This is a genomic window from Pseudomonas sp. 2FG (assembly GCF_005502935.1).
GTDB lineage: Bacteria > Pseudomonadota > Gammaproteobacteria > Pseudomonadales > Pseudomonadaceae > Aquipseudomonas.
The window spans coordinates 25,637-43,567 of sequence record NZ_SCMP01000001.1; the positions used below are offsets into that span (position 1 = coordinate 25,637).

General features: G+C 61.8%; 14 protein-coding genes and 1 pseudogene. 7 read left to right on the top strand and 8 right to left on the bottom strand.

The genetic code is table 11. From position 1 onward, the window contains the following. Positions 1–58: 58 nt before the first annotated feature. Positions 59–844, top strand: a complete 786-nt coding sequence (locus tag FFS13_RS00125; protein WP_137817107.1) for a TSUP family transporter — start codon at positions 59–61, stop codon at positions 842–844. Here FFS13_RS00125 and nudC read toward each other — a convergent pair. Genes nudC through FFS13_RS00140 form a run of 3 tightly spaced genes read right to left on the bottom strand, consistent with a single transcriptional unit; the run spans position 812 to position 4,184 of the window. Then, entirely contained in the window at positions 812–1,642 is an 831-nt protein-coding gene (gene nudC, locus FFS13_RS00130) for an NAD(+) diphosphatase (protein WP_137817108.1), read from the bottom strand. The genes FFS13_RS00125 and nudC overlap by 33 nt on opposite strands. Next, positions 1,642–3,321: a ferrous iron transporter B gene (locus tag FFS13_RS00135; protein ID WP_137817109.1), complete on the bottom strand. Its 1,680-nt coding sequence runs from the start codon at positions 3,319–3,321 to the stop codon at positions 1,642–1,644. The genes nudC and FFS13_RS00135 overlap by 1 nt, the downstream gene beginning before the upstream one ends. Positions 3,322–3,371: 50 nt before the next feature. After that, positions 3,372–4,184: a crotonase/enoyl-CoA hydratase family protein gene (locus FFS13_RS00140; protein WP_137817110.1), complete on the bottom strand. Its 813-nt coding sequence runs from the start codon at positions 4,182–4,184 to the stop codon at positions 3,372–3,374. Between the two features lie 220 nt (positions 4,185–4,404). Here FFS13_RS00140 and nhaB point away from each other — a divergent pair, with 220 nt between their 5' ends. After that, positions 4,405–5,907, top strand: a complete 1,503-nt coding sequence (gene nhaB, locus FFS13_RS00145; RefSeq protein WP_137817111.1) for a sodium/proton antiporter NhaB — start codon at positions 4,405–4,407, stop codon at positions 5,905–5,907. Between the two features lie 51 nt (positions 5,908–5,958). Here the strand turns inward: nhaB and FFS13_RS00150 are convergent, their stop codons facing one another. The 4 genes from FFS13_RS00150 to FFS13_RS00165 form a co-directional block, all read right to left on the bottom strand. Next, positions 5,959–8,211: an arginine/lysine/ornithine decarboxylase gene (locus tag FFS13_RS00150; RefSeq protein WP_137817112.1), complete on the bottom strand. Its 2,253-nt coding sequence runs from the start codon at positions 8,209–8,211 to the stop codon at positions 5,959–5,961. Between the two features lie 149 nt (positions 8,212–8,360). Further along, the gene (dnaQ, locus tag FFS13_RS00155; RefSeq protein WP_137817113.1) at positions 8,361–9,107 is read right to left on the bottom strand and encodes a DNA polymerase III subunit epsilon; all 747 of its coding nucleotides are present in this window, start codon (positions 9,105–9,107) and stop codon (positions 8,361–8,363) included. Further along, the gene (rnhA, locus tag FFS13_RS00160; protein ID WP_137817114.1) at positions 9,100–9,552 is read right to left on the bottom strand and encodes a ribonuclease HI; all 453 of its coding nucleotides are present in this window, start codon (positions 9,550–9,552) and stop codon (positions 9,100–9,102) included. Before rnhA ends, dnaQ begins: the two co-directional genes overlap by 8 nt. Positions 9,553–9,571: 19 nt before the next feature. Next, a complete protein-coding gene (locus FFS13_RS00165) occupies positions 9,572–10,330 on the bottom strand; it encodes a methyltransferase domain-containing protein (protein ID WP_137817115.1) in 759 nt (252 codons plus the stop codon). A 108-nt stretch (positions 10,331–10,438) separates the two neighbouring features. Between FFS13_RS00165 and gloB the strand changes: the two genes are divergently transcribed. Continuing rightward, a complete protein-coding gene (gene gloB, locus FFS13_RS00170) occupies positions 10,439–11,218 on the top strand; it encodes a hydroxyacylglutathione hydrolase (protein ID WP_137817116.1) in 780 nt (259 codons plus the stop codon). A gap of 100 nt (positions 11,219–11,318) precedes the next feature. Further along, a complete protein-coding gene (locus tag FFS13_RS00175) occupies positions 11,319–12,905 on the top strand; it encodes a lytic transglycosylase domain-containing protein (RefSeq protein ID WP_137817117.1) in 1,587 nt (528 codons plus the stop codon). Here FFS13_RS00175 and FFS13_RS19920 read toward each other — a convergent pair. Then, a pseudogene (locus tag FFS13_RS19920) lies at positions 12,902–13,057 on the bottom strand (histidine kinase); the annotation flags it as partial. The gene FFS13_RS00175 and the pseudogene FFS13_RS19920 overlap by 4 nt on opposite strands. Before the next feature lie 117 nt (positions 13,058–13,174). Between FFS13_RS19920 and FFS13_RS00185 the strand changes: the two are divergent. From FFS13_RS00185 to FFS13_RS00195, 3 genes are read left to right on the top strand one after another with little or no spacing between them, the layout of a single operon-like run. Next, positions 13,175–15,004: an extracellular solute-binding protein gene (locus tag FFS13_RS00185; RefSeq protein ID WP_137817118.1), complete on the top strand. Its 1,830-nt coding sequence runs from the start codon at positions 13,175–13,177 to the stop codon at positions 15,002–15,004. Continuing rightward, entirely contained in the window at positions 15,001–16,857 is a 1,857-nt protein-coding gene (locus FFS13_RS00190) for an extracellular solute-binding protein (RefSeq protein WP_137817119.1), read from the top strand. Before FFS13_RS00185 ends, FFS13_RS00190 begins: the two co-directional genes overlap by 4 nt. Next, on the top strand, positions 16,858–17,931 hold the full coding sequence (locus FFS13_RS00195) for a microcin C ABC transporter permease YejB (RefSeq protein WP_137817120.1): 1,074 nt from the start codon (positions 16,858–16,860) through the stop codon (positions 17,929–17,931).

Here is a 17,931-nt window from a genome sequence, read left to right on the forward strand (position 1 = left end):
AGCAACCCCGCAGCCGAACAGCCAGCTCGCTGCACAATCGGACACTAGTCGACTCTTTATGCCCTTTCCTTTCGAGCTCGTGGTTGACCCCGCCACCCTGACGATTCTTGCCGCCGTGGCTTTTTTAGCCGGTTTTATCGACGCCATTGCCGGCGGCGGCGGCCTGCTGACCATTCCAGCACTACTCACCGCCGGGCTGCCACCGCATCTGGTGCTCGGCACCAACAAGCTGTGCGCCACCTTTGGTTCGGCTACCGCCAGCTACACCTTCTACCGCCGCAAGTTGTTCGCTCCCCGGCAATGGCGTAACGCGCTGATCGGCACCGCGATTGGCGCCCTGCTCGGCGCCGGTTTGGCCCATTGGCTGCCAGCCGCCTGGCTGAATCAGATGCTGCCGGCAGTGGTCTTCGCTTGCGGGCTTTATCTGCTGTTCGGCCGCACGCCAGCCGCCCCGCTTAACCCGGATGCACCCATCGCCACAGGCCGTCAGTGGTTACAGGGTCTGGGCCTGGGCTTTTACGATGGTGTTGCCGGGCCCGGCACCGGCGCCTTCTGGACGGTCAGCAGCCTACTGCTCTACCCGCTCGACCTGCTACGCGCCAGCGGCGTGGCGCGCAGCATGAACTTCGTCAGCAATGCCGCGGCGCTGGCGGTATTTATCGTCTCGGGGCAGGTTGCCTGGTTGCTCGGCATCAGCATGGGCATCGCCTTGATGGCCGGAGCCTTTCTCGGGGCGCGCACGGCCATCAAGGGCGGATCGAAGTTTATCCGCCCGGTCTTCATTCTGGTGGTGTTGGCCTTGACTGCGCGGCTAGCCTGGCAACACTGGTTCGGCATGGCCTAGGCGGCGTGCCACATAGAGGTCGATCAGGTAACGCGCAATCGAGCGCGCGGCCGGCAGGGGCGGCAGATTATCCAGCCTAAACCAACGCGCATCCTCGATCTCGTCGGGCTGCATGACGATCTCGCCACCGGCATATTCGGCGTGGTAACCCAGCATCAGCGAATGTGGAAACGGCCAGCCCTGGCTGCCCAGATACTGCAGATTCTGAATTTCCAGCCCGACTTCCTCGCGAACCTCGCGCGTCACGCAGTGCTCGACCGACTCCCCCGGCTCGACGAAACCCGCCAGGGTGCTGTAGATGCCCGGGACATAACGCGGAGAGCGCGCCAACAGGATCTCATCCCCGCGCGTCACCAGCACGATCATGCTCGGCGAGAGACGCGGGTAATGCTGCTGCTCGCAGCTCGGGCAGTACATCGCCCGCTCAGTGGCCGAGCGCTGCATGCGAGCACCGCAACTGCCGCAGAAACGGTACTGATCGGCCCAAGTCGCGACCTGGGCGGCAAATCCAAGCAGCCTGAACGTGTCGAAATCGGCCTGCAGCAGGAACTGCCGCAGCCCTTGCCAGGCACAACCGGACACGTCCGTTGCCTGGTCGAAATCGAGCAGATAGATCGGCTCGCCATCGAAATAGCCGAGGCCCTGCTCATCGCTGATCGGCAGATCCTGGCGCTTGAGCCAATCGCGAGGGAACAACACCCCGTTACTGTCGGCTAGAAAATTCTGCCGATAATGCGCCAGGGCCCAACCGCCGGTTTGCTGGGGGTCTAGTACCGCAGGCTGCCAGCGCCGACTCATCAGGCTGCCACCGGCAGGCCCAAAGCGCGCACGCTGTCGGCGGCCAGATCCAGCACACTGGGACTGGTCTCCGGGCGCAGCACCGCACCGCCTTCCAGGTAGTATTCCAAGCTGGTCAGGGCATCGGCCAGGGTTTCCAACATCTGCTCGGACGGCATCTGCGGGGTCTCGAGCATCTGCTTCTGGATGTACTCGCCACAGGCCCCGACCAGGAGTGCCGCGCGCTCCTGATTTAGGAACCACAGCCCACCGCGCACTGCCTGCAGGCTGAACGGCACATTGGCCAAGTGCAGCTTGTCGCCATTCGATTCGAGATAAGAAGTGATCGCCCGCTTGGCCAATGCCAAGCCTGCCTGAGCCTCGTCGACCACCACGATGCGCGCCTCGGTAAGCTGATGCTGGGCAAAGGAGGTCGCCTCGTCGCCGGGCTGCGCCTCGAGTAGGCGGCTGTCACGCCCCTCGCCGCGCTCCAGGCTGGCGACCATGCTTTCCACATAGAGCACCGCATCGGCCAACTTGAGCAGCATCTGCGGCTCTGCCGGAGTGGCTTCAGTCCAGCCGGCGACCACTTGCAGCTGGCTGCCAAGAGTCGCGCCAGCAGAACTCAAGCCGACCATGCCGAGGGTCTTCGCCAGTTTGCCCAGCAGCGCATGCAGATTACTCAGCCGTTCACTGTCTACGGTGCCGCGTTCGATCAGGTCGAGCAGGTCTTTGACACTGGTCAGCTCCTCACGAATCGCCGAAGACAGCGAACGCATCACCGCCCGACCCGGGCCAGCCAGACGCTGGTATTCCTCCTCCAGTAACTGATCGGTGAACGGCAGCGCCGTCAACCCGAATATCTCGCACATCTGGGTCGCCAGCGGGCCGCGGCTATCGGCCAGCGCCACTAGGTAAAGCAGTTCCTTGAGCAGGCTGCGCGGCGCTTCGTACTGAGCATTGCCAAGCAGTAGCTTGAGTTCGCGATCGATCCGCGCAAACAGCTGCTTGCGCGACTTACGCGGCAACAGTTGGCCATCGACCTGCGCTTCCAGCGCGGCGGCACCAATCCAGCACAGGCGCCCACGGGCTTCACCGGCAAACAGGTTATCCAGGCGACTCAGGGCGCGACCCATGAGCCTCAGGCTAGCCTGCTGGTTTTGTTCACGAATGAAGCCGAGCAAACCGATTTGATACATATGCCGCAGACGTCGAGCTTCTGCGTTTTGCGCCACAGCATCGGGGGCCGGAGCGGTAGTCTGCGGGCGCACCTGGTCGAGCCGCGCGCTGAAGAAAAAGCTCTCCGGCAAGGCTGGCTGGGCGCCGGCCTGACGCAGATCGTTGATCGCCGGCAGCAGCAGCTCCGGCAGCTCTTGGCGATGGATCTCGACGTTTTCCAGATAGCGGCGCAGCACATGCAGCGCATTACTTAACGCCGACAACTGCACATCACGCTCTTCACCCGCGCCGGCGGGAATGTCGGTCGCCTGTTGCAGCACCTCCTGTGCCAGTAACTCGGCACCGGCCAGCTCAATCAAATTGAGCGTGCCGCGCACTTGCTGCAGGTATTCGACGGCCTGCTGCAAAAGGCTGCCGTTGTGCCGCTCCGCAATAAACCGCTCGAGACTCAGCTCGGCTTCTTCCATGGTGGCGAACAATTCGTCGCGCACCAGACTAAGGGACGTGGCTCCAGAAACCATGGCCTAGTGCGCCTCCCGCGCCGATGATGAAAACAGTTGCTGGTGCTGCATCAGTCGGCGAACTCCGGCTTTTGCTTGCTCATATGCGCGGTCATTGCCACACGTAAATCAGCGGATTGCAACATCGCGGCGTTCCAGGTCGCGATGTACTCCAGGCCATCGTCGACCCGGTGGTCGCGCATATAGTCAATCATCTTCTTGGTGCCGCGGATGGCGATCGGCGACTTGCCGGCAATCTCGTGGGCGATGGCCAACACCCCGTCGAGGAGTGCCGCCGGATCGGCAAAGGTGCGATTGACCAGGCCAATGCTGCGCGCCTCCTCACCGCCAATGGTACGCCCGGTAAAGGCCAGTTCGCGCATCATGCCGTCACCAATGATCCGCGGCAGGCGCTGCAGGGTGCCGACATCGGCGGCCATCCCCATGTCGATTTCCTTGATCGAGAACTGCGCATCAACCGTCGCATAGCGCATGTCGCACGCCGAAATCAGGTCGATGGCGCCACCCAGGCAATAACCTTGAATAGCCGCCAGCACCGGTTTGCGGCAGGCATCCACGGCATTGAACGAGGCCTGCAACTCGAGAATCTTGCGCCGCAGCGCTTCTGCGTTGCGACCGACGTCTTTGCCCAACTGGCTACCAGCCTGAGCCAACAGCATCAGGTCGATACCGGAGGAGAAATGCTTGCCGGCCCCCGACAGCACCACCACCCGAACTTCGTCGGTCACATCGATCCAGCGGAAGATCTCGATGATCTCCGTCCAGAAGTCGGCGTTCATGGCGTTGATCTTTTCCGGGCGATTAATCACCACATGGGCGATCTTATCTGCCAACTCGACACGAAAAGCTTTGTAGTCGGACACGACAGTCATCCTCGGCACAGACGGCGCGGGCGCGCATAAAAATATTGTTATGGCTAAAACCGCCCAACTATAACAAGCGTGCCATAAATGTCGATGCCGGCCTCTGTGACGCAGGACACGCAGCCAGACTTCAAAACACTTTTGAGTAGCCGAGTTAAACTATTGATCTGTTTAGATTCCCGCCAGCAATCAGCGCCCACTTCCGTACAAGGATCAGTCGATGTCTAAGTCGATAGCCTCCGCCTTCCGGCAAAACTTCCTCGGCCACTCACCGCGTTGGTATAAGCAGTGCATCGTGTTTTTTCTGCTCATCAACCCACTGGCGCTGTGGAGCCTCGGTCCCGCCGCTGCCGGCTGGTTACTGGTCGGCGAATTCATCTTCACCCTGGGCATGGCGCTCAAGTGCTATCCACTCCAGCCTGGCGGCTTGCTGGTGCTGGAAGCCCTGCTGCTCGATCTGGCCAATCCGGAGGTGCTGTATAAGGAGCTGGTGCACAACTTTCCGGTGATTCTGCTGCTGATGTTTATGGTTGCGGGCATCTATTTCATGAAAGACCTGCTGCTGCTGGCGTTCTCCCGCCTGCTGCTGGGGGTGCGCTCCAAGCCGCTGTTGGCGCTGCTGTTTTGTCTGCTGGCGGCTTTTCTCTCGGCCTTTCTCGACGCCCTGACCGTCATCGCGGTGATTATCAGCGTCAGTGTCGGCTTCTTCTCGGTTTATCACCGCGTGGCCTCGGGCAAGAGCCCACGCGACGAGGCGAGTTACAGCTCCGATCAAGACGTGGTCGAGTTGCATCGCGAGGATCTGGAGCAGTTCCGCGCTTTTCTGCGCAGCCTGTTGATGCACGGCGCGGTCGGCACGGCGCTGGGTGGGGTCTGCACCCTAGTCGGCGAGCCGCAGAACCTGCTGATCGGCCACGAGGTCGGCTGGAACTTCGTGAGTTTCTTCCGCGCAGTCGCGCCGGTCTCCATGCCGGTACTCGCCGCCGGACTGCTGACCTGTGTACTGCTGGAAAAACTCTCCTGGTTCGGCTACGGCGCCCAGCTACCGACAAGTGTACGCAAGGTGCTGGCCGACTATGCCGCGGAGGAGAGCGAACGCCGCACCAGCGCCAATCGAGCCGCGCTGACCGTGCAAGCGCTGGCGGCACTGATCCTGATTCTCTGTTTGGCCTTTCATGTGGCCGAGGTTGGCCTCATCGGCCTGCTGGTCATAGTGTTGATTACCGCCTTTAGCGGAATCACCGATGAGCACCAGATCGGCAGAGCCTTTCAGGACGCCCTGCCCTTTACCGCCCTGTTGGTGGTGTTTTTCGCGGTGGTGGCGGTGATTCACCAGCAACAGCTGTTCACCCCGATCATTCACGCAGTACTGGCGCTACCGGCAGAGCAGCAACCGGGCATGTTGTTTATCGCTAACGGGCTGCTTTCGGCGATCAGCGACAACGTCTTCGTCGCCACCATCTACATCACCGAAGTGAAGCAGGCCTTCCTCGCCGGCAAGATGAGCCGTGAGCACTTCGAGGTGCTGAGCGTCGCGATCAACACCGGTACCAACCTGCCGAGCGTGGCCACGCCGAATGGCCAGGCGGCCTTCCTGTTCCTGCTGACCTCGTCGATCGCACCGCTGGTGCGCTTGTCTTACGGGCGCATGGCGTGGATGGCGCTGCCTTACACCATCGTCATGAGCCTGCTCGGCTGGTGGGCCGTTAGCCACTGGCTGTGAGTCGATGCAGCCTGATGTCGGCCCCTAGAGCCTTACTCCGCCCCGCCTGAGTTACTCCTTGATGCAATCCACGGTATAGCAGCGCCCGCTCGGGCTGTCCTGATGCTGTAGGCCATGCACGTCGGCAACGAAGCCCGGGAAGCTGCAATCGAAGGTCCGCGCGAATTCCAGGTAATCGATGATCGAGCGCGTCGCCTGGGTAAAGCGCTCGCCCGGCATGATCAGCGGAATACCCGGCGGATAAGGCACCAACATCACCGCGGCAATCCGCCCTTGCAACTGGTCGATCGGCACCGCCTCGACCTCACCGCGCACCAGTTGGTTGTAGGCATCCGCCGGTTTCATGGCGATTTCCGGCAGCACGGTGTACATGCGTTTCAGCGCCTTGGCGGTAGCGTTGTCGCGGTAGCACGCATGCAGCGCGTCGCACAGATCGCGCAGGCCCATGCCGTTGTAGCGCGCATCGGCCTTGGCGATGGAAGGCAAAGCCTCCAGCAACGACAGATTGGCGTCGTAATGCCGCTTGAACTCCAGCAACTCGGTGAGCAGCGTGCTCCACTTGCCCTTGGTGATGCCCATGGAGAACAGCACCAGGAAGGAATACAGACCGGTCTTTTCCACCACCAGCCCACGCTCCCAGAGGAACTTGCTGACCACCGCCGCGGGAATACCGCGCTCGCTGAGCCCCCCGCCGGCGGTCAGGCCTGGCGTCACCAAGGTGACCTTGATCGGATCGAGCAGCACGTAGTCATCCGCCACCTCCCCGAAGCCATGCCAATCGGCTTGCGGCTCGAGCAGCCAGTCGCCGGTGGCCACATGATCGATGCCTTCCGCCAACGGCGGCTGCCAGATGCTGAACCACCAGTCGTCCGCCGTGAGGTTCTGCCGCAGATTGGCCAGGGCGCGGCGGAAGCTCAGCGCCTCGTCGAAGGTTTCCTGGATCAGCGAACGCCCGGCCGGGCCCTCCATCATCGCCGAGGCCACGTCCAGCGAGGCGATGATGCCGTACTGCGGCGAGGTCGAGATGTGCATCATGAAGGCCTCATTGAAGCGATCGCGATCCAGCTGCCGGATGCCGCCGTCCTGCACATGGATCATCGAGGCCTGGCTGAAGGCGGCGAGCAGCTTGTGGGTCGAGTGGGTGCTGAACACCAGGGGGCCGTTGTCCTCACGCGAGGTGCCCATGCCATAGCGACCGGCGTAGAACTCATGGAAGGCGGCGTAGGCGTACCAGGCCTCATCGAAATGCAGCACCTCGACGCTGTCGCCGAGGGTCTGCTTGATCAGCTCGGCGTTGTAGCACAGGCCGTCGTAGGTCGAGTTGGTCACCACCGCTAACTTGACCTTGGGCGCCCGCCCCTTGGCCAGCGGGCTGGCGTCGATCTTGGCTTGGATCGACTCGCGGGTGAACTCGCTCAGCGGAATTGGCCCGATGATGCCCAGCTCGTTGCGCGCAGGCGTCAGATAGAGCGGGATCGCGCCGGTCATGATGATCGAGTGCAGAACCGACTTGTGGCAGTTGCGATCCACCAGCACCAGATCGTCGCGCCCGACCATCGAATGCCAGACGATCTTGTTCGCCGTCGAGGTGCCGTTGATCACGAAGTAGGTGTGATCGGCACCAAAGTTACGCGCCGCGCGGGCCTCGGCTTCCGCCAAGGGGCCGGTGTGATCGAGCAGCGAGCCAAGCTCCGGCACCGACACCGAGAGGTCGGAGCGCAAGGTGTTCTCGCCGAAGAACTGGTGGAAGGCCTGCCCCACCGGACTCTTGCGATAGGCCACACCACCGCCGTGGCCGGGGGTGTGCCAGGAATAGTTGGACTCTGCCGTGTGCTGCACCAGCGCCTTGAAGAACGGCGGCAACAGGCCGTCCAGATAATTGCGCGCCGCGCGGGCCACCTGGCGGGCGAGAAAAGGCACGGTGTCCTCGAACAGATAGAGCAGACCACGCAGCTGATTGAGATCGGCCATGGCTTCGGCCGGCGCGTTCTCGATGGTCACCTGCTCACCCAAGGCGAAGATCGGCAGTTGCGGCGCGCGCACCCGCGCCACCCGGATCAGCTCGATCACATCGTGCAGCAGGCGCTGGTTCTCGCCCGCGCCTTCGGCAGCGACCAGGATGCAGGCCAAGCCATGGTGGGTCGACGCGACGATGCGCCCTTCGGCCGAACTGCCGGTGGCGATGATGGTGAAACCTTCCAGCTCCAGCTCGCGAGCGATCTCGCGCACCCGATCACCGGCCACGGTGTCGGCCTTGATGTCACGGTGCACGATAAGGACGGGGAATTTTAGGTCTTTATACATTGCCGCAGCGCCCTAAGAGTGGCGGAGCCAGGTCCGCCTATGCCCTCAGCTTAGGCTCTGTTACAGAACCTGGGGCTCGCCCGATTGGACATAACCCCACTGCTTCACGCTGTGCGAAAAGATCGCACGCCGATAAGTCGACGCCAGCATCAGGCTTCGATTTTCGGCTGTTCCATCTGCACCCAGAGCGGCGGAGCGCCGGCGGCCTTTTCGATAATCGCTAGCCGTGCGGCATGTGCGGCCAACTCTTCGGCACTGGCGCGGATCACCCGCGTAGGCTGACGATCCACCGGCAAGCGACGAATTTCACTGGCCTGACTCCCGCCGCTGGCGCCATGGCCGTCCGAAGCATTGCCGGCCAGGGACAGGCTGGTCTGGCCACCCGTCATGTTCAGGTAGACGTCGGCGAGAATCTCGGCGTCGAGCAAGGCGCCGTGCAGCTCACGCCCGGAGTTGTCGACCCCGTAGCGCTTGCACAAGGCATCGAGGTTGTTGCGCTGCCCCGGATGGCGCTCGCGGGCCATCAGCAGGGTGTCGAGCACCGAGCAATGCTCGGTGATGTCGGCGCGCTCCTGCTGGCCGAGCAGGGCAAATTCGTTGTTGATAAAGCCGATGTCGAACGCCGCGTTATGGATGATCAGCTGCGCGTCTTTGATGAACTCGAAGAACTCTTGCGCCACCTCACGGAAACGTGGCTTGTCGGCGAGAAACTCATTGGTGATGCCGTGCACCGCGATGGCGCCCTCATCACTTTCCCGATCCGGCTGCAAATACACATGGAAATGCCGCCCGGTCAGGCGCCGGCCGATCAACTCGACGCAACCGATCTCAATGATCCGGTGGCCGTCGGTGACCGGCATACCGGTGGTTTCGGTATCGAGTACGACACTACGCATGCTTGATGCCTCTTACTTCGTCCACACCACGGTTGGCCAATTGATCGGCGCGCTCGTTGCCGTGATGGCCAGTATGCCCGCGCACCCACTTCCAGGTGACTTGATGGCGGTTGACCTGTTCATCCAGTTGTTGCCAAAGGTCGGCGTTCTTCACCGGTTGCCTGGCCGCGGTTTTCCAGCCGCGCTTCTTCCAGTTCGGCAGCCACTCCTTCATGCCCTTCATCACATACTCTGAGTCGGTGACCAAACGCACATCGCACGGGCGTTTGAGCTCTGCCAGCGCGCGGATTGCCGCGGTCAGCTCCATGCGATTATTGGTGGTCTCGGCTTCACCGCCCCACAATTCTTTTTCCACGCCCTTAAAAACCAGCAATGCGCCCCAACCACCAGGACCGGGATTACCTTTACAGGCGCCGTCGGTGAAAATCTCGATCTGTTCGCTCATTAGTCTTACTGCTCAGGTGTCACTTTTCAGAATCACGCCGGCTGACCTTGGCCACCGGCATTGGCACCAGCTTACCTATGGGTACTCGCTGGGCCTTACGCAGTGGCCGCAAGCCGATCACCAGCTTGCGCGCCACCAATAGATAGAAGCCTGCGCAAGGCGTTTGCCAGGCACGGCCCCAAGTCTCCAAATGGCCCAGACGCGATTGCCAGGCACTCGAAGCAAGCGGCGGACGATAGCACCCGAAGCGGCGTTTCTCCAGCGCAAAGCCGAGCAGGTGCAACCAGTCACTGACTCGCGTCGGCGCGATGCAACGCGCCTCACGCAAGGCATCGCGGGCGAACACATGGCGCAAGCCCCAACTGCTCCACGGATTGATGCCGATGATCAGCAGGTGCCCGCCCGGGCGCACGCTGCGCGCCGCTTCACGAAGCAACCCGTGGGGCGACAGGCAAAAGTCCAGGCCATGCTGCAACAGCACCACATCCGCCGCGGACTCGGTAAGCGGCCAGGCCTGCTCCTCACAAACGATCTCGACCCCCGGCAACGGTGCGCCCAGACGCACACTGCGCTGAATCTGCTTGGCGCCCGGCGGCAGCTCGGCCGATGGCCCGTAATGCACCAAATAACCGCCGAAGAAGCGGGCCAGTTCGTCTTCCAGTAAGCGCCGCTCTTCTTCCAGCAAGAGCTGGCCCAGCGGCCCGGCAAACCAGCCACGCGCGGCACTGATCAGCGCGAGCCACTCGGGGTCGGCCTGAGCGAAAGCCTGATCGGTCATAAGAGCCTCTCCGTCAATAAGCCTTGCTTGCGTGGCTGAACAAAAAACGCTTGGCGAGACAATTGCAGCCTAAGATGCGCCAATATGCTCAGCTTAGCGATTCAGACCATGATACAGATCGACGCCCTCCCTGCTTTCAACGACAACTACCTGTGGTTGTTACAAGACACTGCCAAACAGCGTTGCGCGGTGGTCGACCCTGGTGACGCGGCCCCGGTGCTGGCCTGGCTGGCCGCGCACCCGGGCTGGCAGCTCAGCGATATTCTGGTCACCCACCATCACTTTGACCACGTCGGCGGCGTCGAACAGCTCAAAGCCGTGACGGGCGCACGGGTGTTAGGCCCCGCCCAGGAAAATATCCCGGCCCGCGATGTCGCCCTGCGTGAGGGCGATCAGGTCGAGGTGCTCGGCCGCCAGTTTCGGGTATTGGAGGTCCCGGGGCATACCCTCGGGCATATCGCCTACTACCATGCCGACCCGCAGCGACCCTGGTTGTTCTGTGGCGACACCTTGTTTGCCGCGGGTTGCGGCCGCTTGTTCGAGGGCACGCCCGAGCAGATGTACCACTCCCTCAGCCGCCTGGCCGCCCTGCCGGATGACACACAGGTCTACTGCACCCACGAATACACCCTCAGCAACCTGCGCTTCGCCCAGGCGGTAGAGCCGGAGAACCTCAGCATCGCCCAACGCCTGGCCGAAGTCAGCGCCTGGCGGGCTGCCGGGCGCATCAGCCTGCCTTCCAATCTGGCCTTGGAGCGGGCGACCAATCCCTTTTTACGCAGTAGCGAAACCAGCGTCATAGCGAAAGCCGACGAGCGGGACGGCGCCAGAAACCGGACACCGAGCGCGGTCTTCGCTAGCCTGCGGGCCTGGAAGGATCAGTTTTAAGGCCTTTGGCTACGGACCCGCGAGCCGGTTAAAACTTGACCACCTTGAGTACCCTTCCTAGAATCGCCCGACCTTTTCGCCTGGAATAACCTCCTAGCCAATGTCGTCATCAGCGCGCAAGACTCTCGATTTAGACGCATTGGCACGGGCCGCACGAACGCTTGTGGTGGTCTGCGCGGCGGCCCTCGCCGGCTGTCAGAACCTGGGCAGTAGCCGCGATGATGACCCCGGCCGCGACACCGATCTGGCGGTCGAGCTGCAACCGCAACCACATTCGCAATGGCTGACGGACACGCCTGAACCTGAAAAACCCCAGGACATCTGGGATCGGATGCGCGCCGGCTTCAAGCTACAGGACGAGATCGGCATCAACCCGCGCATCGAGCAGCAGCGCCTGTGGTTCGCCAGCAAGCCCTCCTACCTTGAAAGCGCCAGCGGCCGGGGCAGCCTGTATATCCACTATGTGGTCGAACGCCTGGAAGAGCGCAACATGCCGCTCGAACTGGCCTTGCTGCCGGTCATCGAAAGCTCTTACAACCCCTTCGCCTATTCGCGCAGCGATGCTGCCGGCCTCTGGCAGTTCATCCCGTCCACCGGCCGCCACTTCAACCTGCAGCAGACCAGTTGGTACGACGGCCGCCGCGACATCACCGCCTCGACCAACGCGGCGATGAATTACCTCTCGCGCCTACATGAGATGTTTAACGGCGATTGGCTACTTGCCCTCGCCGCCTATAACGCCGGCGAAGGCACCGTCAGCCGGGCCATTGAGCGCAACCAGAGACTCGGCCTGCCGACCGACTACTGGAACCTGCCACTGCCCAAGGAAACCCAGGACTACGTGCCCAAGCTGCTGGCCTTGTCACAGCTGGTCATGGCGCCCGACGCTTACGGCATCGACCTCGACCCGATCGCCAACGAGCCGTATTTCGAGGTGGTCGAGATCAAGCAACGCATGGATCTGTCACGCGTCGCCGCCATGGCCGATGTCGACGAGGATGAGCTGTACCAGCTCAACCCAGCCTTCAAGAAGCGCATCACCCTGGATGGCCCACAACAACTGCTGGTGCCCACGGAAAAAGCCGAACTGCTGGCCGCCAACCTGTCCATGATGAAACCGCAAGAGCTGGTGGACTGGCAGGAATACCGGGTGCGCACCGGCGACAGCCTGCATGGCATCGCCAACCGCTATCACCTGACGGTGAACACCCTCAAGGAGATTAACCAGTTGCCGGGCAATCACCTGCGCGTCGGCCAGGTTCTCAGTATTCCCGCACAACCAGGGGTGAAACCTACACAACCGCTATTCCAGAACAGCGCCCGCCGCGAAGAAGCGCCGCGCAGCTACCGCGTCAAGAACGGCGACAACCTGTGGCAAATCGCCAAAGCCAACAATGTCGAGGTCAAAGACCTGCAGCGCTGGAACACGCTCTCCGCCAACGGACTGAAGGCCGGACAGACGCTCGCGTTGCAAGGCAACAAAGCGGCGACGCCTAGCACCAGCAAAGGGCCTGCAAGCAAAGGGCGTGAAGCGATCACCTACTACAAGGTGCAGAAAGGCGACTCGATGTACCTGATCGCCAAACGCTTCAAAGTTGAGATGCAACACCTGAGAACCTGGAACCCCCGCACCAGTCACGAGCTCACACCCGGCCAGACTATTACCCTCTATCTCAGCGGCCGCTAACGCTGACTCAGCGCCTCCAGGCAGCGCCCAGTCAGCCGAGTGGCCCGCTGAAAAGCCATGAACTGCTCATGTTTGGGCGCTCGCCCGGAAACCCGACTGTCGGCATACAGCTCGCTGATCTGCCGCGGCCCCGCCAGCAACGGCGCAATCCACTGTCGCCTTAGTGCCCATTTCCCCTGCCGCGGGGCTTACTCTTTTTCCTGCGGATACAAGCTGTTACTGTACCTACCAAGAAGCCCAAAGCCGCCACGGATCGGATCCCTCGCCTGATGCGTCCCCTCCTCTTGCTGTTCCTCAGTCTGGCCACGAGCTTTCCCGCTTTCGCAACCCTCAGCGAAAGCCACGGTTATGCCCAGTTCGGTGCACTCAAGTATCCCGCCAGTTTTACCCATTTCGACTGGGTCAACCCAGATGCGCCCAAAGCCGGCACCATCCGGGTAATGGCCTTCGGCACCTTCGATACGCTCAACTCCTACACGTTCAAGGGCAGCAGCCCATCGTCCACGCCCAATTTCCAGCAGTATGGGGTGACGGAGTTGAACGAACCGTTGATGGCCGGCACCGGGCAATACGACCCCTCCGGTGATGAACCAGCCTCCAGTTATGGCTTGATTGCCCAGTCGGTGGAATACAGCGAGGATCGCAGCTGGGTAGTGTTCAACCTGCGTCCTGAAGCGCGCTTTCATGACGGCAAGCAGATCACCGCCTACGACGTCGCGTTCTCCTACCGCCGGCTACTCAAGGAGGGGCATCCGCAGTACCGCACCAAGCTGCAGGAAGTGCAGCGGGTCGATATCCTCGGCCGTCAGCGCATCCGCTTCGTCTTCAAACGGGCCGGTAATCCCCTGCTGATCCTGCGCCTCGGCGAGCTACCGGTATTACCGCAGCACTACTGGAAAGACCGAGACTTCAAAGCCACCACCTTCGAACCGCCACTGGGTAGCGGACCGTACAAAATCACCAAAGTGCTACCCGGTCGCCAACTGCTGTTCGAACGGGTGAAAGACTGGTGGGGTGAGAAGTTGCCGGCCAACCGCGGCAAGTACAATTTTGACCGGGTCGAGGTGGAGTTCTACCGGGACAGCGATGTCGCGTTCGAGGCCTTCAAGGCCGGCGAATTCGATTTCTACATCGAGCACCAGGCAAAAAACTGGGCCAACGGCTACCGTTTCCCCGCCGTCATGCGCGGTGAGGTGATCCGCGCCGAGATCCCCCATCAAATCCCGACACAGACCCAGGGGCTGTTCATGAACAGTCGCCGCGCCACCTTTGCCGAGGGCAAGGTACGTGAGGCCATGGGCTTGATGTTCGATTTCGAGTGGACCAACCGCACGCTGTTCAACGACGCCTACACACGCGCCAAGAGCTACTACCCGAACAGCGAGTTCGCCGCTGTCGGCAAACCCGAGGGGCGCGAATGGCTGCTGCTCTCGCCCTACCGCAAGCAATTGCCCGCAAGCCTGTTTACCGAGCCCTTCAGCGTGCCGCAAACCGATGGGCGCGGCATCCCGCGGGAAACCCTGCGCCGCGCGCTGGGTCTATTAGCCGAAGCCGGCTGGAAACCCTCCGGGCAACGCCTGCTGAACAGTCGTGGTGAACCACTGCGCTTTGAGATTTTGCTGGTCAACCCGAACCTTGAGCGCATCCTCCAGCCCTATACCGAGAACCTCGCCAGCATTGGCATTCAGGCCAATCTGCGCACCGTGGATCGCGCCCAGTACAAACAGCGCCTGGACCAATTCGATTTCGACATGATTCTGATGACCCTGGCGCAAACCCTCAGCCCCGGCCTGGAGCAATGGCAGTATTTCCATTCCAGCCAGGTCGGTGTCAAAGGCAGCAAAAACTACGCCGGTGTCGCCCACCCGGTAATCGACAGCATGCTCGAGCAACTGCTGGCCGCGCAGTCCCGCGACGAACAGGTGGCGGCTGCTCGTGCCCTGGATCGCGTCCTGCTCTCGCAGCACTACAGCATTCCCAATTGGTACCTCAACTATCATCGCCTGGCGTACCGCAACCGGTTCGCCTTCGTCACCACGCCGCCCTACACCTTGGGTTTGCGCGCCTGGTGGCTGAAGCCTACGGAGAACGCCCAATGACGAGCACTTTGCGCACCCTGCTGCATAGCAGCGGCGTCCTGCTCTTGAGCCTGGCCAGCCTCGGCCAGGCGGCGCCGAAACATGCCATTACCCTGTATGACGAGCCGGCCAAGTACCCGGCCGACTTCAAGCACTTCGCTTATGTAAACCCGGAGGCAACGAAAGGCGGCACCCTGCGACTCGCCGGTAACGGTGGCTTCGACAGCCTCAACGCCTTCATCCCCAAGGGGGTTGCGGCGGATCAGCTCGGCCTGATCTACGACAGCCTGACCTATCACTCACCGGACGAGCCCTTTACCGAGTACGGTCTGCTCGCCGAAAAAATCGAGAAGGCGGCAGATGGCAGCCATGTGCGCTTCTATCTGCACCCGAAAGCCCGCTTCAACGATGGCACCCCGGTCACGGCCGAGGATGTGATCTTTACCTTTGAGACCCTACTCAAGAACGGCGACCCGCAGTACCGCAATTACTATGCGGACGTCGCCAAGGTGGTCGCCGAAAGCCCGCGGCGCGTGCGCTTCGACTTCAAGCATGCCGGTAACCGTGAACTGCCGCTGATTCTTGGCCAGCTGCAGATCTTGCCTAAACATTGGTGGGTCACCCGCGACTTCTCCAAGTCCAATCTCGAACCACCACTCGGCAGCGGACCTTACCGGATTACCTCCGTTGCCGCGGGGCGCACCCTCCGCTTCGAACGGGTGAAAGACTGGTGGGGCAAGGATCTACCGGTCAACCGTGGCTATTACAACTTCGACGCCATAGTCGTCGACTACTACCGCGACACGTCCGTGGCCCTGGAGGCCTTCAAGGCCGGTCAGTTCGACATGAATCTGGAGTATTCCGCCAAGGACTGGGCGACCGGTTACGACAGCCCAGCCCTGCGCGACGGCCGCATCATCAAAGAAGACATTGCCAACCACAACTCGGTGGGCATGCAGGCCTTTGCCTTCAATATCCGCCGGCCGCTGTTCCAGGATCGCCGCGTGCGCGAAGCGATCGGCCTGCTGTTCGACTTCGAGTGGTCGAATAAACAGCTGTTCTTCGGCTCCTACAAACGCAACAGCAGTTACTTCGAAAACTCGGAAATGGCCGCCCATGCCCTGCCGGACGCCGAAGAGCTGAAGATTCTCGAACCCTTGCGCGCGCAGATTCCGCCGGAAGTCTTCAGCCAGGTCTACCAGCCGCCGGTCAACACTGGCGACGGCATCATTCGGGAACAGAAGCGTAAGGCCTATCAACTGCTGCTGGACGCCGGCTACCGCATCGAAAATGACAAGATGGTCGGCCCGGACGGCAAACCGCTGACATTCGAGTTCATGCTCTACCAGACCAACATGGAGCGCATCCTGCTGCCGTTCATGCGCAACCTGGCCGAACTGGGCATCGACATGCAGATCCGCCGGGTCGACGCCTCGCAGTTCGTCAACCGCCTGCGCTCACGCGACTTCGACATGACCAACGCCACCTGGGGGCAGTCCAACTCGCCGGGCAACGAACAGCGCGAATTCTGGCACTCCAGCAGCGCCGACAGCCCCGGCAGCCGCAACTTCATCGGTCTGCGCGATCCGGCGATCGACCAACTGGTCGAGGGGGTCATCCGTGCCGACTCCCGGCAGAGCCTGATCAAGCACACGCGCGCCTTGGATCGCGTGTTGCTGTGGGGCCACTACGTGATACCCAACTACTACGTCGATACCTGGCGTGTCGCCCACTGGAATAAGTTTGGCCGCCCAGCCACCACGCCCCGCTACGACTACGGCCTGATGACCTGGTGGCAAAGCAGCGAAACAGCCGATCCTGGCCCGCCACAGTCGCAAGCGCAGCCCCAACCAGCGCCCGAGGAAGCCGAATAAATGCTCGCCTATATTCTGCGCCGGCTGCTACTGATCATTCCCACCCTGTTTGGCATCCTGCTGATCAACTTCATCATCATCCAGGCCGCGCCCGGCGGCCCGGTGGAGCAGATGATCGCCAAGCTCGAGGGGTTCGAAGGCGCCACCAGCCGCATCGCTGGCGGCGGCGCGGAAGTGGCCGTAGCCGGCGCCAACTATCGCGGCGCTCAGGGCCTGGACCCCGAACTGGTGCATGAGATCGAGCGCATGTACGGCTTCGATAAACCGGCCCCCGAGCGTTTCTGGCTGATGCTAAAAAGCTACGCGCAACTGGACTTCGGTGAGAGCTTCTTCCGCGATGCCAAGGTCACCGACCTGATCATCGAGAAGATGCCGGTGTCCATCTCCATCGGGCTGTGGAGCACCCTGATCATGTACCTGGTGTCCATCCCGCTGGGGATCGCCAAGGCCACCCACCACGGCAGCAGCTTCGACGTCTGGACCAGCTCGGCGATCATCGTCGGTTATGCGGTCCCGGCCTTCCTGTTTGCCATCCTGTTGATCGTGCTATTCGCCGGCGGCAGCTATTTCGACTGGTTCCCGCTCAGGGGGCTGACCTCGAACAACTTCGACGAACTCAGCCTCGGCGGCAAAATCCTCGACTATTTCTGGCACCTGGTGCTGCCGGTAACCGCTTTGGTGATCGGCAACTTCGCCACCCTCACCCTGCTGACCAAGAACTGCTTCCTCGACGAGATCAACAAGCAGTATGTGGTTACCGCCCGCGCCAAGGGCCTCTCCGAGCGCCGCGTACTCTACGGCCATGTGTTCCGCAATGCCATGCTGCTGATCATCGCCGGCTTCCCCTCGGCCTTTCTCGGCATGTTTTTCACCGGTTCGCTGCTGATCGAGGTGATCTTCTCCCTCGACGGCCTCGGCCTCTTGAGCTTCGAGTCGGCGCTGAACCGCGACTATCCGGTGGTATTCGGCACCCTCTTCATCTTCACCTTGCTGGGACTGATCGTGAAACTGATCGGCGACATCACCTACACCCTGGTCGATCCGCGCATCGACTTCGAAAACCGGGAGGGTTGA

Excerpts from the sequence above, each read along its gene's own strand:
- FFS13_RS00125 (WP_137817107.1), top strand. The coding sequence starts at position 59 with ATGCCCTTTCCTTTCGAGCTCGTGGTTGACCCCGCCACCCTGACGATT.
- nudC (WP_137817108.1), bottom strand. The coding sequence starts at position 1,642 with ATGAGTCGGCGCTGGCAGCCTGCGGTACTAGACCCCCAGCAAACCGGC.
- FFS13_RS00135 (WP_137817109.1), bottom strand. The coding sequence starts at position 3,321 with ATGGTTTCTGGAGCCACGTCCCTTAGTCTGGTGCGCGACGAATTGTTC.
- nhaB (WP_137817111.1), top strand. The coding sequence starts at position 4,405 with ATGTCTAAGTCGATAGCCTCCGCCTTCCGGCAAAACTTCCTCGGCCAC.
- FFS13_RS00150 (WP_137817112.1), bottom strand. The coding sequence starts at position 8,211 with ATGTATAAAGACCTAAAATTCCCCGTCCTTATCGTGCACCGTGACATC.
- dnaQ (WP_137817113.1), bottom strand. The coding sequence starts at position 9,107 with ATGCGTAGTGTCGTACTCGATACCGAAACCACCGGTATGCCGGTCACC.
- rnhA (WP_137817114.1), bottom strand. The coding sequence starts at position 9,552 with ATGAGCGAACAGATCGAGATTTTCACCGACGGCGCCTGTAAAGGTAAT.
- FFS13_RS00165 (WP_137817115.1), bottom strand. The coding sequence starts at position 10,330 with ATGACCGATCAGGCTTTCGCTCAGGCCGACCCCGAGTGGCTCGCGCTG.
- gloB (WP_137817116.1), top strand. The coding sequence starts at position 10,439 with ATGATACAGATCGACGCCCTCCCTGCTTTCAACGACAACTACCTGTGG.
- FFS13_RS00175 (WP_137817117.1), top strand. The coding sequence starts at position 11,319 with ATGTCGTCATCAGCGCGCAAGACTCTCGATTTAGACGCATTGGCACGG.
- FFS13_RS00185 (WP_137817118.1), top strand. The coding sequence starts at position 13,175 with ATGCGTCCCCTCCTCTTGCTGTTCCTCAGTCTGGCCACGAGCTTTCCC.
- FFS13_RS00190 (WP_137817119.1), top strand. The coding sequence starts at position 15,001 with ATGACGAGCACTTTGCGCACCCTGCTGCATAGCAGCGGCGTCCTGCTC.
- FFS13_RS00195 (WP_137817120.1), top strand. The coding sequence starts at position 16,858 with ATGCTCGCCTATATTCTGCGCCGGCTGCTACTGATCATTCCCACCCTG.